The 15,306-nt window shown below is 61.2% G+C and carries 14 protein-coding genes; 9 read left to right on the top strand and 5 right to left on the bottom strand.

The genetic code is table 11. From position 1 onward, the window contains the following. The first annotated feature begins 25 nt into the window (after positions 1-25). Positions 26-1,570, top strand: a complete 1,545-nt coding sequence (gene araG, locus ACMDB8_RS20455) for an L-arabinose ABC transporter ATP-binding protein AraG (protein ID WP_056727206.1) — start codon at positions 26-28, stop codon at positions 1,568-1,570. A gap of 12 nt (positions 1,571-1,582) precedes the next feature. Continuing rightward, positions 1,583-2,551, top strand: a complete 969-nt coding sequence (gene araH / locus ACMDB8_RS20450) for an L-arabinose ABC transporter permease AraH (RefSeq protein WP_056727447.1) — start codon at positions 1,583-1,585, stop codon at positions 2,549-2,551. A 161-nt stretch (positions 2,552-2,712) separates the two neighbouring features. Here araH and ACMDB8_RS20445 read toward each other — a convergent pair whose 3' ends face one another. The 3 genes from ACMDB8_RS20445 to ACMDB8_RS20435 form a co-directional block, all read right to left on the bottom strand. Continuing rightward, complete coding sequence (locus tag ACMDB8_RS20445; protein ID WP_056727205.1) at positions 2,713-3,093, bottom strand: Rho termination factor N-terminal domain-containing protein; 381 nt, start codon at positions 3,091-3,093, stop codon at positions 2,713-2,715. 19 nt (positions 3,094-3,112) lie between these two features. Next, positions 3,113-3,436, bottom strand: coding sequence for a hypothetical protein (locus ACMDB8_RS20440; protein ID WP_056727204.1), 324 nt, complete (start codon positions 3,434-3,436; stop codon positions 3,113-3,115). A gap of 81 nt (positions 3,437-3,517) precedes the next feature. Then, a complete protein-coding gene (locus ACMDB8_RS20435; protein WP_409078924.1) occupies positions 3,518-4,723 on the bottom strand; it encodes an MFS transporter in 1,206 nt (401 codons plus the stop codon). Positions 4,724-4,922: 199 nt separating this feature from the next. Between ACMDB8_RS20435 and ACMDB8_RS20430 the strand changes: the two genes are divergently transcribed. From ACMDB8_RS20430 to ACMDB8_RS20405, 6 genes are all read left to right on the top strand, one after another. Then, the gene (locus tag ACMDB8_RS20430) at positions 4,923-5,405 is read left to right on the top strand and encodes a GNAT family N-acetyltransferase (RefSeq protein ID WP_056727202.1); all 483 of its coding nucleotides are present in this window, start codon (positions 4,923-4,925) and stop codon (positions 5,403-5,405) included. 214 nt (positions 5,406-5,619) lie between these two features. Next, on the top strand, positions 5,620-6,612 hold the full coding sequence (locus ACMDB8_RS20425) for a 2-dehydro-3-deoxygalactonokinase (protein WP_409078923.1): 993 nt from the start codon (positions 5,620-5,622) through the stop codon (positions 6,610-6,612). Positions 6,613-6,631: 19 nt separating this feature from the next. Next, positions 6,632-7,252, top strand: a complete 621-nt coding sequence (locus tag ACMDB8_RS20420) for a 2-dehydro-3-deoxy-6-phosphogalactonate aldolase (RefSeq protein ID WP_056727200.1) — start codon at positions 6,632-6,634, stop codon at positions 7,250-7,252. Positions 7,253-7,300: 48 nt separating this feature from the next. Further along, on the top strand, positions 7,301-8,449 hold the full coding sequence (gene dgoD / locus ACMDB8_RS20415; protein ID WP_008047041.1) for a galactonate dehydratase: 1,149 nt from the start codon (positions 7,301-7,303) through the stop codon (positions 8,447-8,449). A gap of 172 nt (positions 8,450-8,621) precedes the next feature. Beyond that, a complete protein-coding gene (locus ACMDB8_RS20410; protein WP_056727199.1) occupies positions 8,622-9,932 on the top strand; it encodes an MFS transporter in 1,311 nt (436 codons plus the stop codon). Positions 9,933-9,992: 60 nt separating this feature from the next. Continuing rightward, positions 9,993-10,796: an IclR family transcriptional regulator gene (locus ACMDB8_RS20405; RefSeq protein ID WP_056727198.1), complete on the top strand. Its 804-nt coding sequence runs from the start codon at positions 9,993-9,995 to the stop codon at positions 10,794-10,796. Here the strand turns inward: ACMDB8_RS20405 and ACMDB8_RS20400 are convergent. Then, entirely contained in the window at positions 10,793-11,845 is a 1,053-nt protein-coding gene (locus ACMDB8_RS20400; protein ID WP_409078922.1) for an NAD(P)-dependent alcohol dehydrogenase, read from the bottom strand. The genes ACMDB8_RS20405 and ACMDB8_RS20400 overlap by 4 nt on opposite strands. A 191-nt stretch (positions 11,846-12,036) precedes the next feature. On the opposite strand from ACMDB8_RS20400, the gene ACMDB8_RS20395 reads away from it, so the two are divergent. Further along, complete coding sequence (locus ACMDB8_RS20395) at positions 12,037-12,927, top strand: AraC family transcriptional regulator (protein ID WP_056727196.1); 891 nt, start codon at positions 12,037-12,039, stop codon at positions 12,925-12,927. Positions 12,928-13,125: 198 nt separating this feature from the next. Here the strand turns inward: ACMDB8_RS20395 and ACMDB8_RS20390 are convergent, their stop codons facing one another. Beyond that, on the bottom strand, positions 13,126-14,790 hold the full coding sequence (locus tag ACMDB8_RS20390; protein WP_056727195.1) for an electron transfer flavoprotein-ubiquinone oxidoreductase: 1,665 nt from the start codon (positions 14,788-14,790) through the stop codon (positions 13,126-13,128). Positions 14,791-15,306 lie beyond the last annotated feature (516 nt).

Genomic DNA, 15,306 nt, shown 5'->3' with positions numbered 1-15,306 from the left:
GCCTGATCGGTGTGAAGAGGTGGTTATGCACGCGCAAACAATCCAACAGGAACACAGCCTTACCGGCAGCTTGCGCTTCAACGGGATCGGCAAGACCTTTCCCGGGGTGAAGGCGCTGGACAACATCAGCTTCGTCGCCCATCCGGGGCAGGTTCATGCCTTGATGGGCGAGAACGGCGCCGGCAAGTCGACACTGCTGAAAATCCTTGGCGGGGCCTACACGCCTTGCAGCGGTGCCTTGCAGATCGGCGAGCGGACGATGGACTTCAAGTCCACCGCCGACAGCATCGGCAGTGGCGTCGCGGTGATCCACCAGGAGCTGCATCTGGTGCCGGAAATGACCGTGGCCGAGAACCTGTTTCTCGGGCATCTGCCCGCCAGTTTCGGCCTGATCAATCGCAGTACCCTGCGCCAGCAGGCACTGGCCTGTCTCAAAGGCCTGGCCGATGAAATCGACCCCCAAGAGAAAGTCGGACGCCTGTCTCTCGGCCAGCGGCAACTGGTGGAAATCGCCAAGGCGTTGTCCCGTGGCGCCCACGTGATTGCCTTCGACGAACCCACCAGCAGCCTTTCGGCACGGGAGATCGACCGCTTGATGGCGATCATCGGCCGGCTGCGGGACGAGGGCAAAGTGGTGCTCTACGTATCCCACCGCATGGAAGAAGTGTTCCGCATCTGCAACGCGGTGACAGTGTTCAAGGACGGGCGTTACGTGCGCACCTTCGACGACATGAACCAGCTGACCCACGATCAACTGGTCACCTGCATGGTCGGGCGCGACATCCAGGACATCTACGATTACCGCCCACGCCAGCGCGGCGCGGTGGCTCTCAAGGTCGATGGCCTGCTCGGGCCGGGGTTGCGCGAACCGGTGAGTTTTGAGGTGCACAAAGGTGAAATCCTCGGGCTGTTCGGGCTGGTCGGTGCCGGTCGCACCGAGCTGTTGCGCCTGCTCAGCGGCCTGGCGCGCAACAGCGCCGGACAGCTGAAACTTCGAGGCCATGAACTGAAGCTGCGTTCACCCCGGGACGCGATTGCCGCCGGGATCCTGTTGTGTCCCGAGGACCGCAAGAAGGAAGGCATCCTGCCGCTGGCCAGCGTCGCCGAGAACATCAACATCAGTGCGCGCGGCGCTCACTCCACCTTCGGTTGCCTGTTGCGCGGCCTGTGGGAGAAGGACAACGCCGAGCAGCAGATCAGGGCGCTGAAAGTGAAGACGCCCAACGCGGCGCAGAAAATCATGTACCTGTCCGGTGGCAATCAGCAGAAGGCCATTCTCGGCCGCTGGCTGTCGATGCCGATGAAGGTGCTGCTGCTCGACGAACCCACTCGCGGCATCGACATCGGTGCCAAGGCCGAGATCTACCAGATCATCCATAACCTGGCCGCCGAGGGGATCGCGGTGATTGTGGTGTCCAGCGACCTGATGGAAGTCATGGGCATTTCCGACCGCATCCTGGTGCTGTGCGAAGGCGCCCTGCGTGGCGAGCTGAGCCGCGAGCAGGCCAACGAATCCAACCTGCTGCAACTGGCTTTGCCGCGCCAACGCGCCGACGGCGTGGCGAACTGAGAGGTGACTATGATGACAACCCAAAACAACACCCTGCCGACTACACGCAAACCGCTGGACCTGCGACGCTTCCTCGATGACTGGGTGATGCTGCTGGCTGCGGTCGGCATTTTTGTCGCCTGCACCTTGCTGATCGACAACTTCCTTTCACCGCTGAACATGCGTGGCCTGGGCCTGGCGATTTCCACCACCGGGATTGCTGCGTGCACCATGTTGTATTGTCTGGCGTCCGGGCATTTCGACTTGTCGGTGGGTTCGGTGATTGCCTGCGCCGGGGTGGTTGCGGCGGTGGTGATGCGCGATACCAACAGTGTGTTTCTCGGTGTCTGTGCGGCGCTGGTGATGGGCCTGATCGTCGGGCTGATCAACGGGATAGTGATCGCCAAGCTGCGGGTCAACGCGCTGATCACCACGCTGGCGACCATGCAGATCGTGCGTGGCCTGGCCTACATCTTCGCCAACGGCAAAGCGGTGGGGGTGTCCCAGGAATCGTTTTTCGTGTTCGGTAACGGCCAGATGTTTGGCGTGCCGGTACCGATCCTGATCACTATCGTCTGCTTTCTGTTCTTCGGCTGGCTGCTGAACTACACCACCTACGGGCGCAACACCATGGCTATTGGCGGCAATCAGGAAGCGGCGCTGCTGGCCGGTGTGAATGTCGACCGGACCAAGATCATCATCTTCGCCGTGCACGGTGTGATCGGCGCGTTGGCCGGGGTGATCCTGGCGTCGCGCATGACCTCCGGCCAGCCAATGATCGGCCAGGGTTTCGAGCTGACGGTGATCTCGGCCTGCGTGCTGGGCGGGGTGTCGTTGAGTGGCGGGATCGGCATGATCCGGCACGTGATCGCCGGGGTGTTGATTCTGGCGATCATCGAAAATGCGATGAACCTGAAGAACATCGATACGTTTTATCAGTATGTGATTCGGGGTTCGATTCTGCTTTTGGCCGTTGTGATTGACCGCCTGAAGCAGCGTTGACCACCGAAGTCTGAAGGTACAGATGATCTCCTGTGGGAGCGGCGGTGCGACGATTCGACTTGCTCGCGAAAGCGATCTGTCGGTCACATCGATGTTGGATGTGCTGACGTCTTCGCGAGCAAGCCCGCTCCCACATTGGACCGTGTACAAAACAGTTGGCCTTAACCCGCCTTGCGCAACGCCTCGATCAACTCCTGCTTGCGCATCCCCGATCTTCCCGGAATACCCTTGGCCCGGGCTTCCTTCCTCAAGCTATCGACCGTCTGGGTCTCTCTGGAGGCCCTGCTGCCACGCGAGTGTCCCTCACGAGTGGCCACCGCCCGACGCGCCGACTCCTTGCGATCGGCCGATTTTGCACTGGCCGGCTTCTTGCGTCCCGAACCGCCGGCCCGCTCGCCGCCGCCGGACTGCTTGTTGACTGTCGCCCAGGCGCGGGCTTCTGCTTCGTCTTTTGAGACGCCTTTGTTTTCGTAACTGTCTTCGATGTGTTGCGCCTTGCGTTTTTGCTCAGCGGTGTATTTGGTTTTGCTTCCACGAGGCATGGGATTTCTCCTGGCTTCATTACTGGCTCATGTTGCTTTCCTCGTCCTCGGTGGTGCTTGAACCGAGGCCACCACTGCCGGGTGTTTTTTTCTCCGGCAGGTTCGGCCCGCCCTTACGTCCCGCGTCATTGCCTTGAATCCGCGGGTCGGTGCCGGTGGCGGGCGGCAGGTTATGGTCGATCGTCGTGCCATCGGTGTTCATGCCGGGGGCACTCTGGATGGCGGGAGCCCTGGGTTTTTCCACCGGATTGGTCGGGCCGGTGCTCGAGCCGATGGTCCCGGCGAAGGAGGCTGCGGACAAAAGCGCAGTGAGAACGAGGGCGGTCAACCTGGACAGGGTCATGGCGGTGTCTCCAACGAGTAGAGTCCTTACCTGATTAGTCCGCCCTCGATCCGGATGGGTGCATTGTCAGCGACGAACGGCTCAAGCCTGTTCCAGTGCCCTGACTGCTGTGGCCCTGCGCCAGATCAATCGGCCCACGGTGATCAGCCAGTTGAGCGAGGCAACCGCCAACACCGTGAGCAACAGCGTGGGCATGCCTTGTTCGACGATGATTTTCCCGGCCAGCAATGGAAAACCGAACACGCCGATGAAGTACGACAGGCTGAACAGCAGCAGGGATTGCGCGGTGCTGCCGTTCGGCGCTTCATTGGCGGCCAGGCCGTTGATCACCGAGTAGGTCAGGCCATAACCGATCCCGAGCATCACCGCCGCGAGCACATAGCTGAAGCTGCTGTCGACGACAAAACCGAACATCACGATCGATGCCAGCATCAACCCCGAAAGTACGCATGACGCACGGAACGGATCGCGCTTGACCACGAACCCGGCAACCAGCATGCGGCCGCTGATCGCCGCGCTCATGAAGCCGAGGAAGAACAGCGAATAGTCGAGTGAGTGCGCCGCCGCGTAACTGGTTTGAAAGCTCGACAGACCACCGAACACGCAGCCGCCGAGGCCAACCATGATGATCGGGAAAACGGCCCTGGACGACAGCACCTGAGTCGCTGCACGCCAGGAAATCCGCGACACGCTGCCAGATTGCGCGGGCGTCTGTTTCAGTTGTCGATCCAGGCGCCAGAACAGCAAAACGCCGATCAGGCTGGCCAGCGCCGCCAGGTAAAACGCCGCCGTCACCGGATAACCGAGCGCACTCGCCGCGCGGCCGAGCAAAGGGCCGCTGCCGATTCCGATCATCATGCTGCCCGACAACAGGGCGAAGTATTTGGCGCGCTGCGCGGGAGTCACAAGACTCGCGACGATGATCGGCCCCAGGGTGTAGAACACGCCCCAGCCCAGGCCCAGCAGCAGCCCGAAAAACAACAGCAGGTGACCGAAGCCCGGGGTCAGGGCGAAGCCCAGGCTGGCTGCTACCAGCAACACACCGAACAACGCCACCGATCGGGCGGCGCCGAGCAAGTCGGACAAATGACCGGAAACAATCACCGCCGCAAAGGTGCTGAGCATCGCCGCCGAAATCACACTGCCGGCGTCGTGTTCGTTACCGCCGCGCGAACCAATCAACAACGACAGCAAAAACGTCGAACCGTAGGACAACGACAACAGGTAACTGGCGAGGCAGAACAGGCCGAACAGCTTGCTTGAAACTGGGGGTATTGCGGTAGACATGACGCGGTTCCTTGACCGGCTGAATGAGCAGCGCGGCTATCTAACCACGCAGTGCCCAAATGTTAGGTCCGAGGTTATCGATTCCAGGGTTAGTGTTGGCCGGAGTAATGAGCGCATTTGTGGCCAGTGAGCAAGCTCTCTCGCCACACGTCACGCGCCGACTTAGTATGGCGTTTTCCACTTTTGACAAGGCACGTCCATGACGATCGAAATCCGCCCGGCGACCCCCAGTGACGCACCGCAAATCCTCGCGTTCATCACTGAACTGGCCGACTACGAACGTGCCCGCCATGAAGTCATCGCCAGCGTTGCCGATATCGAGCGCAGCCTGTTCAGCGAAGGTGCCACCGCCCATGGCCTGATTTGCCTGCGCGACGGTGCCCCCATCGGTTTCGCGGTGTTTTTCTTCAGCTATTCCACCTGGCTTGGCAGCAACTGCCTGTACCTCGAAGACCTCTATATCACCCCGGAACAGCGCGGCGGCGGTGCGGGCAAGACCCTGCTGCGGCAACTGGCGAAAATCGCCTGCGCCAACGACTGCGGCCGTTTCGAGTGGAGCGTGCTGGAGTGGAATACACCGGCCATCGATTTCTACAAATCCCTGGGGGCGCAGCCGCAGGAGGAGTGGGTGCGCTATCGGATGGATGGGGCGGTGTTGCGGGATTTTGCTTCGGGTAACTGAAACTTCTTAAAAGATCGCAGCCTTCGGCAGCTCCTACGGATCGATGTACACCGCCAAACCGCGGCGGACGATCCCGTGTAGGAGCTGCCGAAGGCTGCGATCTTTTTTTTGTCGTGTCTCACAATATGGGATTGATATTTATATATTGAGATATGTCCCGTCTCAGGTTTATAGTCCCGCTCACTCACTGCCAAAAACCAAAACAGGTGAAGCGATGCAGGCGCAATTGATCGCGCTCGACTGGGGGACAACCTCATTACGTGCTTACAAACTGGCTGAAGGCGGCCAAGTGCTCGAACAGCGTTCGCTGTCGTCGGGGATCATGCAGCTGCCGAAAGCGCCGCGAATCATTGGCGGCCGGGAATGCGCCGATGGTTTTGAACTGGCCTTCGATGAGGCTTGCGGCGACTGGCTCGATGCCCAGCCGGATTTGCCGGTGATTGCCTGTGGCATGGTCGGCAGCGCCCAGGGTTGGCGCGAAGCGGCCTACCGCGATACGCCGGCGAATGTCGCCACGCTCGGTACTGCCTTGCAAACCGTGCGCAGCCTGCGCGGCGTCGATGTGCACATCGTGCCCGGCGTCATTGAGCGTTCGTCTTTGCCGAATGTGATGCGCGGCGAAGAAACCCAGGTGCTCGGCGTGCTGCAAAACCTGGCGAGCGAGGCGGGCGCTGATCTGCTGATCGGCTTGCCGGGCAGCCACTCGAAATGGGTGGAAGTGGCCGACGGCTGCATCATGCACTTCGACACTTTCATGACCGGCGAAGTCTTCGCTGTGCTGAGTCAACACAGCATTCTCGGACGCACCCAGCAATGTGGCGGGTCTTTCGATGGCGATGCGTTTGATCGCGGCGTGCGGGTCGCGTTGTCGGCGGACGGTGACATCGGTCCGCTGTCGACCCTGTTCAGCGCCCGCAGTCTCGGGCTGACCGGCGAGTTGAGCGCCACCGCCCAGGCGGACTATCTGTCCGGCCTGCTGATCGGCCACGAGCTGGTGGCGCTGGCCAACGTGCAACGGCGCCGGCGCAACAGCGTGCATCTGCCTTCGATCATCCTCATCGGTAACACCCAACTCTGTGCCCGCTACAGCCGTGCGCTCGACGCCTGCGGTTTTGCCCGGGTGATCCTGGCCGAACAGGCCACCGAACGCGGGTTGTGGCAACTGGCGCTGGCTGCCGGCCTGGTCACGTGCACCGCATCCCGTTAAACCTGACTGGAGTCCTGACATGCTCAAACAAGCCCTGGCGCAAAACGGCCTGATCGCGATCCTGCGTGGCCTGCGTCCGCAGGAAGCGGCGGACATCGGCGAAGTGCTGTACGCCGCCGGATTTCGCGTCATCGAAGTGCCGCTCAATTCCCCTGAGCCCTACGAAAGTATCCGCATCCTGCGCAGTACCTTGCCCGCCGATTGCCTGATCGGTGCCGGCACTGTGTTGACCCCGGAGCAGGTCGAACAAGTGAAAGCCGCGGGCGGCCAGGTGATCGTCATGCCCCATAGCGATCCGAAGGTTTTGCGCGCGGCGAAAGCGGCAGGGCTGTACCTGTCGCCGGGAGTCGCCACACCGACTGAAGCCTTCGCGGCACTGGCTGAAGGCGCCGATGTGCTGAAGCTGTTTCCGGCCGAGCAGATGGGCCCGGCAGTCGTCAAAGCCTGGCTCGCGGTGTTGCCGGCCGGAACCCTTCTGGCGCCAGTCGGCGGGATCACGCCGGACAACATGCAGTCGTTCATCGACGCCGGCGTCAAAGGTTTCGGCCTCGGCTCCGGCCTGTTCAAACCGGGCATGACGCCAGCGCAAGTAGCGGCCAATGCCGAGGCCTACGTCGCTGCCTGGAAAGCCCTTCGCTAAGACTTCTTTGAGCGCCGAGCGCGCTGCATCTAATAAGAGAGCCAAAAGATGAAAATCACCAAACTGACCACCTTCATCGTTCCGCCGCGCTGGTGCTTCCTCAAGGTCGAAACCGACGAGGGCGTCACCGGTTGGGGCGAGCCCGTGGTCGAAGGCCGCGCCCACACCGTTGCCGCTGCCGTTGAAGAATTGTCCGACTACCTGATCGGCAAGGACCCGCGCAACATCGAAGACATCTGGACCGTGCTCTATCGCGGCGGCTTCTACCGTGGCGGCGCGATCCACATGAGCGCCCTGGCCGGTATCGACCAGGCCTTGTGGGACATCAAGGGCAAGGCGCTGGGCGTGTCGGTCAGCGACCTGTTGGGTGGCCAGGTGCGGGACAAGATCCGTGTGTATTCGTGGATCGGTGGCGACCGTCCGGCGGATACCGCGCGGGCGGCGAAAGAAGCGGTCGAGCGTGGTTTTACCGCGGTGAAAATGAACGGCACCGAAGAACTGCAATTCCTCGACACCTTCGACAAGGTCGACCAGGCCCTGGCCAACGTCGCTGCCGTGCGCGATGCCGTCGGCCCGAACGTCGGCATTGGCGTGGACTTCCATGGCCGGGTGCACAAGCCCATGGCCAAGGTGCTGATGAAGGAGCTTGATCCGTACAAGCTGATGTTCATCGAAGAGCCGGTGCTCAGCGAAAACTACGAAGCGCTCAAAGAACTGGCGCCGCTGACCAGTACGCCGATTGCCCTGGGTGAGCGCCTGTTCTCGCGCTGGGATTTCAAGCGTGTGCTCAGCGAAGGCTACGTCGACATCATCCAGCCGGATGCCTCCCACGCTGGCGGCATCACCGAAACCCGCAAGATCGCCAACATGGCCGAAGCCTACGACGTGGCGCTGGCGCTGCATTGCCCGCTGGGCCCGATTGCCCTGGCGGCGTGCCTGCAACTGGACGCGGCTTGCTACAACGCGTTCATCCAGGAACAGAGCCTGGGCATCCATTACAACGAGAGCAACGACCTGCTCGACTACGTCAAAGACCCACGGGTGTTCGACTACGACAAAGGCTTCGTGAAGATCCCGAACGGTCCGGGCCTGGGCATCGAGATCAACGAGGAATACGTGATCGAACGCGCCGCCATCGGCCACCGCTGGCGCAACCCGATCTGGCGCCATGCCGATGGCAGTTTTGCCGAGTGGTGAGTGCCTGACACACCACTGAACCCCTGTGGGAGCGAGCTTGCTCGCGATAGCGTCCTGTCAGTCACATCAATGCCGGATGTGCCGCCGTCATCGCGAGCAAGCTCGCTCCCACAGGGGGGGTAGTGCAAGTCTTCAAAATTGACCTCAATAACCATAAGAAGAGGCACCCCTCATGCAACCGCAAACCCTCACCGGGCAGGCGTCGTTGGTGACGCCCAGCCGCAAGCGTTTTTTCATCATGGTGCTGTTGTTCATCACTGTGGTGATCAATTACCTGGACCGCAGCAACCTGTCGATTGCCGCCCCGGCATTGACCAGTGACCTGGGCATCGACCCGATCCACGTCGGCCTGATCTTCTCCGCGTTCGGCTGGACCTACGCCGCCATGCAAATCCCCGGCGGCTGGCTGGTGGACCGCGTGCCGCCACGGATTCTGTACAGCGTCGCCTTGCTGCTGTGGTCGGTGGCCACGGTGATGCTCGGCTTTGCCGCCAGCTTCATCGCGCTGTTCGTGTTGCGCATGGCGGTCGGTGCCCTGGAAGCGCCGGCCTATCCGATCAACAGCCGGGTGGTCACCACCTGGTTCCCGGAGCGCGAGCGCGCCACGGCCATCGGTTTCTACACCTCCGGGCAGTTCGTCGGCCTGGCCTTCCTGACGCCGGTGCTGGCCTGGCTGCAGCACGAATTCGGCTGGCACATGGTGTTTGTCGCCACCGGAGCGGTGGGCATTGTGTGGGCGGTGATCTGGTACGCGGTGTATCGCGAACCACGGGATTTCAAAGGCGCCAATGACGCAGAGATTGATCTGATCCGCGAGGGCGGCGGGCTGGTGGATATCCAGGCCGAACAGGCCAAGGTCAAAGCCAGGTTCAGTTGGACCGACCTGGGGATCGTCCTGACCAAGCGCAAGCTGTGGGGCATCTACCTTGGGCAGTTCTGCCTCAACTCGACCCTGTGGTTCTTCCTCACCTGGTTCCCGACCTACCTGGTGAAGTATCGCGGCATGGACTTCATCAAATCCGGCCTGCTGGCGTCGCTGCCGTTTCTCGCGGCCTTTGTCGGTGTGCTGTGTTCCGGGTTCTTCTCGGACTTTTTGATCCGTCGCGGCTACACGGTGGGTTTCGCCCGCAAGTTGCCGATCATCAGCGGCCTGCTGATTTCCACCTCGATCATTGGCGCCAACTTTGTCGAGTCGACGCCCTTGGTGATTGCCTTCCTCGCGCTGGCGTTCTTCGGCAATGGCCTGGCCTCGATTACCTGGTCGCTGGTGTCGACCTTGGCTCCGGCGCGCTTGCTCGGGCTGACCGGCGGGGTGTTCAACTTCATCGGCAACCTGTCGGCAATTGCCACGCCTATCGTGATCGGCTTCCTCGCGACGGGTGATTCTTTTGCCCCTGCAATCACCTACATTTCGGTGCTGGCGTTGATTGGCGCACTGTCCTACATCTTGCTGGTGGGCAAGGTCGAGCGTATCAAGTTGTAGTCGTGGCATTCGGGCGACCATAATGCCGCCCGTTCACTCGCTCAACGGTAAAGGCTGGATATGCAGGAAGACGCCCCAAAAATCGCCAAGGACGCCGCGCCGACCGGCACCCAGACCCTGCTTCGCGGTTTGGGTGTGGTTCACGCCGTGGCCAGCGGCGCCCGGGATCTCAAGGAAATCGCCCGGCTGATTGGCACCACGCGCAGCACCACCCATCGCCTGGCCAGTTGCCTGGTGGATGAGCGTTATCTGCGGGTGGTGCCGCAAGTCGGTTATCTGCTGGGGCCGAAACTGATCGAGTTGGGCTTTCAGGCCCGTGAAGAGTTGCCGTTGGTGACCCTGGCCGGGCCGTATCTGGATGAGTTGTCGGCGTTGACCGGCGACACCATTCACCTGGCGATTCGTGAGGGTGACGAAGTGCTGTACCTGCACAAGAATCCGGGGCGCAATGGTCCGGAAATGCGTTCGCGGGTCGGCCATCGCATGCCGTTGGCGCGCACCGGGATCGGCAAGGCGCTGATGCTCGATGATTCGCCGCAAGAGTGGCAGCGCCTGTACGAAGTCAGCCTGCCGGTGGGTGGGAAAAACCAGTTCTGGCCGCAGCACCCGGAGCAATCCTGGGAGCAATTCGAGCAGCGCATGGTCGAGTACGTGGCCGGCGGTTATGCCTTCGACCTGGAAGACAACGAGCCGTCGATCCGCTGCGTAGCCGCGCCGATCCGCGATGCCAGCAAACGCATCGTCGCCGGTATCAGCATCGCCAGTACCGTACCGTATATGCCGCTGGAAAAAATGGCCGAGCTGATTCCCCTGATCAAAGGGGTCACGGCCCGGCTGTCGGCGGAGCTTGGCCTTAAGGTTTAAACCTTGAGGGTCGCCATGTCGATGACGAAGCGGTATTTCACGTCACCGGCGATCATGCGGGCGTAAGCCTCGTTGATCTGGCGGATGTCGAGCATCTCGATGTCGCAGGTGATGTTGTGCTCGGCGCAGAAATCCAGCACTTCCTGTGTTTCGGCGATGCCGCCGATCAGCGAGCCGGCGAGCACGCGACGCCCCAATACCAGTTTGGCGGCATGCACCGGTGGCTCCACCGGTTCGATCAACCCCACCAGGATATGCACGCCGTCGAAACGCAGCGTATCGAGGTATGGGTTGAGGTCGTGCTGCACCGGAATGGTGTCGAGCAGGAAATCGAAGTGACCGGCGGCAGCCTGCATCTGCGCGTCATCGGTGGACACGATCACATGGTCCGCACCCTGGCGGCGAGCCTCTTCGGCCTTGCTTGCCGAGCGGGTGAACAGCGTCACTTGCGCGCCCAGGGCCTTGGCGAACTTGATACCCATGTGGCCCAGGCCACCCATGCCGAGAATCCCGACCTTGTCACCGGCCTTCACGCCGTAGTGCTTGAGCGGCGAGTAGGTAGTGATGCCGGCGCACAGGATCGGCGCGGCGCTGGCCGGGTCCAGTGACTTGGGAATGCGCACCACGAAGTGCTCGCTGACCACGACGCTGTCGGAATAGCCGCCCATGGTGTTGCTACCGTCGACCCGATCCGGGGTGGCGTAGGTCAGGGTCGGGCCTTCGAGGCAGTATTGCTCCAGGTTGGCCTGGCAGGCTTCGCAGCTGCGGCACGAGTCGACCATGCAGCCGACACCGACCAGATCGCCGATTTTGTGCTGGGTGACTTTCGCACCGACGGCGGTCACCTTGCCTACGATTTCGTGGCCGGGCATCAGCGGGTAAACGGCAATGCCCCACTCGTTGCGGGCCTGATGGATGTCGGAATGGCAGACGCCGCAGTAGAGAATCTCGATGGCAACGTCGTCAGGCCTTGGGCTGCGACGTTCGAATTTCACGGGGGCAAGGGGAGTGGTGGCCGACTGGGCGGCGTATCCGATGGCGGTGTACATGGTGAACCTCGCAAAAGCGCTGACGGGTGAGGTGGCGCATTCTGGGCGCCGAACCCTGTACCGGCCATGGTGATTCCTCCGGGTGTCATGCCTATTCCTCCGGCATGCGGGTGTGAGCCGTCGCATTGGTCAGCGGATCTGCGATGATGCTTTCGTCCCTTTTTCCGCGATTTTTTCTGTGAAGTGCCCCGATGCTGTTAACCCGTCACCTTGATGCCAATGCCACCCTGGTTTCGCTGATCGAGCCGCTGTCCACTCGCGACGGTTTCGTCCCGACTGCCTTGCCGGGCGTGCAGGTTCTGCGGGCCAGCTGCGATGTGGCCCGTGGGCCGCAGATCTACGAGCCGAGCCTGGTGATCATCGCCCAGGGCAGCAAACTGGCGTACCTGGGGCCGCGCACCCTGGAATATGGCGCAGGGCACTACCTGATTCAGGCGCTGCCGGTGCCGTTCGAGTGTGAAACCTTTGCCGCGCCGGACGGGCCGATGCTCGGGGTGTCGGTCGCGATCGACCGGGTGATGCTGGGCGAGTTGGTATTGGCGATGGGCCTGGCGCCGGGGCGGCATATTCCGGCGCAAACACCTGAGTCCATGACCTGCGCAGTGCTCGATGATGCGATGCGTGGTTGTGTCGAACGATTGTTGCGTTGCCTGCACGATCCGCTGGAATGCCAGATCATGGGGCAAGCGCGTTTGCGTGAGCTGCTGTTCGTCGCATTGCGCGGTCCGCAAGCCGATGTATTGCGAGCACTGGTGGAGCAGCAGGGGCAGTTCGCCCGGATCGCGGCCTCCCTCAGTCATCTGCATGCGCATTTTGCCGAACCGTTGAACGTCGAGACCCTGGCCAGTTGCGCGAACATGAGTGCATCGACCTTTCACGAGCATTTCAAGCGCAGCACCTTGTTGTCGCCGGTGCAGTATCTGAAGCGATTACGTCTGCTGCGGGCGCAGCAGTTGTTGGTGGGGGAGGGGTTGGGCGTGGCGCAGGTGGCGCATCGGGTGGGGTATCAGAGCACTTCGCAGTTCAGTCGCGAGTACAAAAGGTACTTCGAGCGTAATCCTGGCGACGAGCGTGCAGCCTGACTCACCGCCAATCCCCTGTGGGGGCGGCGGTGCGGCGATCCGACTGCTCGCGAAAACGGTGTGTCAGTCAGTATAAATGGTGAAGGATCAACCGTATTCGCGAGCAAGCCCGCTCCCACATTTGTCTTGTGGTGTGGCTTGAATCGCGGGCAACAAAAAGGCCCCCATGTTGGGAGCCTTGATGTTCAGCGGTTCGGCTTACATGTTCGGGTAAGTCGGGCCGCCAGCGCCTTCCGGTGTCACCCAGGTGATGTTCTGTGCAGGGTCCTTGATGTCGCAGGTCTTGCAGTGAACGCAGTTCTGGGCGTTGATCTGGAAGCGCTTCTCGCCGTCTTCCTTGGTGATCACTTCATACACGCCGGCCGGGCAGTAACGCTGTGCCGGTTCATCGTATAGCGGCAGGTTCTTGCTGATCGGGATGCTTGGGTCGGTCAGCTTCAGGTGGCACGGCTGTTCTTCTTCGTGGTTGGTGCCGGAGATGAACACCGAGCTCAATTTGTCGAAGCTGAGTTTGCCGTCCGGTTTCGGGTAGTCGATCTTCTTGCAGTCGGCCGCGAGCTTGAGGCAAGCGTAATCCGGCTTGGTGTCGTGCAAGGTGAAGGGCAGTTTGCCGCCGAAGATGTTCTGGTCCAGCCAGTTGAAACCGCCACCGACGATGGCGCCGAACTTGTGGATCGCCGGGCCGAAGTTGCGGCTGGCGAACAGTTCTTCGTAGAGCCAGCTCTTCTTGAACGCGTCGACGTAGGTGGTCAGCTCTTCGGTGCCATCCTTCTCGGCGAACAGCGCGTCAGCCACGGATTCAGCGGCGAGCATGCCGGACTTCATCGCAGTGTGGCTGCCCTTGATCTTGGCGAAGTTCAGGGTGCCGAGGTCGCAACCGATCAGCGCGCCGCCCTTGAATACCATTTTCGGCAGCGAGTTCAGGCCGCCCTTGCTGATGGCACGTGCGCCGTAGCTGATGCGCTTGCCGCCTTCCAGGTACTGGGCAAGCACCGGGTGATGCTTGAGGCGCTGGAACTCGTCGAACGGCGACAGGTAGGTGTTGCTGTAGGACAGGTCGACGATCAGGCCAACCACGACCTGGTTGTTTTCCAGGTGGTAGAGGAACGAGCCACCGGTGTTCTCGGTGCCCATGATGTCCATCGGCCAACCGGCGGTGTGCACCACCAGGCCAGGCTGGTGCTTGGCCGGATCGACTTCCCAGATTTCTTTCAGGCCGATGCCGTAGTGCTGGGCATCAGCGTCAGTGTCCAGGTTGAAGCGCTTGATCAGTTGCTTGCCGATGTGGCCGCGGCAACCTTCGGCGAACAGCGTGTATTTGCCACGCAGTTCCATGCCGGGGGTGTACAGGCCTTCCTTCGGGTTGCCTTCGCGGTCGACGCCCAGGTCACCGGTGATGATCCCGCGAACCACGCCGTTCTCATCGATCAGCGCTTCCTGAGCGGCGAAGCCCGGGTAGATTTCCACGCCCAGGTTCTCGGCCTGCTGGGCCAGCCAGCGGCACAGGTTGCCCAGGGAGATGATGTAGTTGCCTTCGTTGTGCATGGTCTTGGGCACAAAGAAGTCTGGAATTTTCTGCGCGCTTTCAGCGTTCTTGAGAACGAAGATGTCGTCGCGGGTTACCGGCGTGTTCAGCGGCGCGCCGAGTTCTTTCCAGTTCGGGAACAGTTCGTTCAGGGCCCGTGGTTCGAACACGGCGCCGGACAGGATGTGAGCACCGACTTCGGAGCCTTTTTCGACCACGCAGACGCTGATTTCCTTACCGGCTTCAGCGGCCTTCTGCTTCAAGCGGCAGGCGGCGGAAAGACCAGCGGGGCCGGCACCGACGATGACCACGTCGAATTCCATGTATTCGCGTTCCACAGGTTATCTCCTACTCAAGGCTCAACAGTTTTTTTTTCTAATTTGGAAGTCGGGTGTCGCATCCATGAATCCCGGCGCAACGCCGGAAGAGGACAATCGATTGACCACCTTTCTCTTTTGGTGGCGCATTATATCTACACCACTCTCAGCGTCCAATACAAACGTTTGTTTGAATTGGCTCAAGGCCAGAGAAATCAAAGTCACGCGCCTTATGAACGGCCATTTTGGCGTATTGACCGGAATAGGCGTTCCGGTCAAGATACGGGCGGTTTTGCGCTCGCCGTAGGCTGACTGTTGGTTTCAAGAGCACCTCTAAAGACAGGGCGATGGCAGTAGAGAGTGATGTGCTGCGCGGGTTTGATGTGCAGTTTACACGCCGCGATGTTGAATGACTCGTCAGTCACCACTGACGAACGGTCATCCAGATCATGAGCGATGGTCACTTGACAGCTTTGCCGGCGTTTTTGGAGGTGCCCTTGCGCCCGATGAGCATCAACCGCCAGGTTCGCCTAGGCG

It is taken from the genome of Pseudomonas monachiensis, from assembly GCF_047345015.1.
GTDB classification, from domain to species: Bacteria; Pseudomonadota; Gammaproteobacteria; order Pseudomonadales; family Pseudomonadaceae; genus Aquipseudomonas; species Aquipseudomonas monachiensis.
Note: the sequence above shows the minus strand (reverse complement) of the source record. Positions and strands in the feature narration are given on the sequence as shown.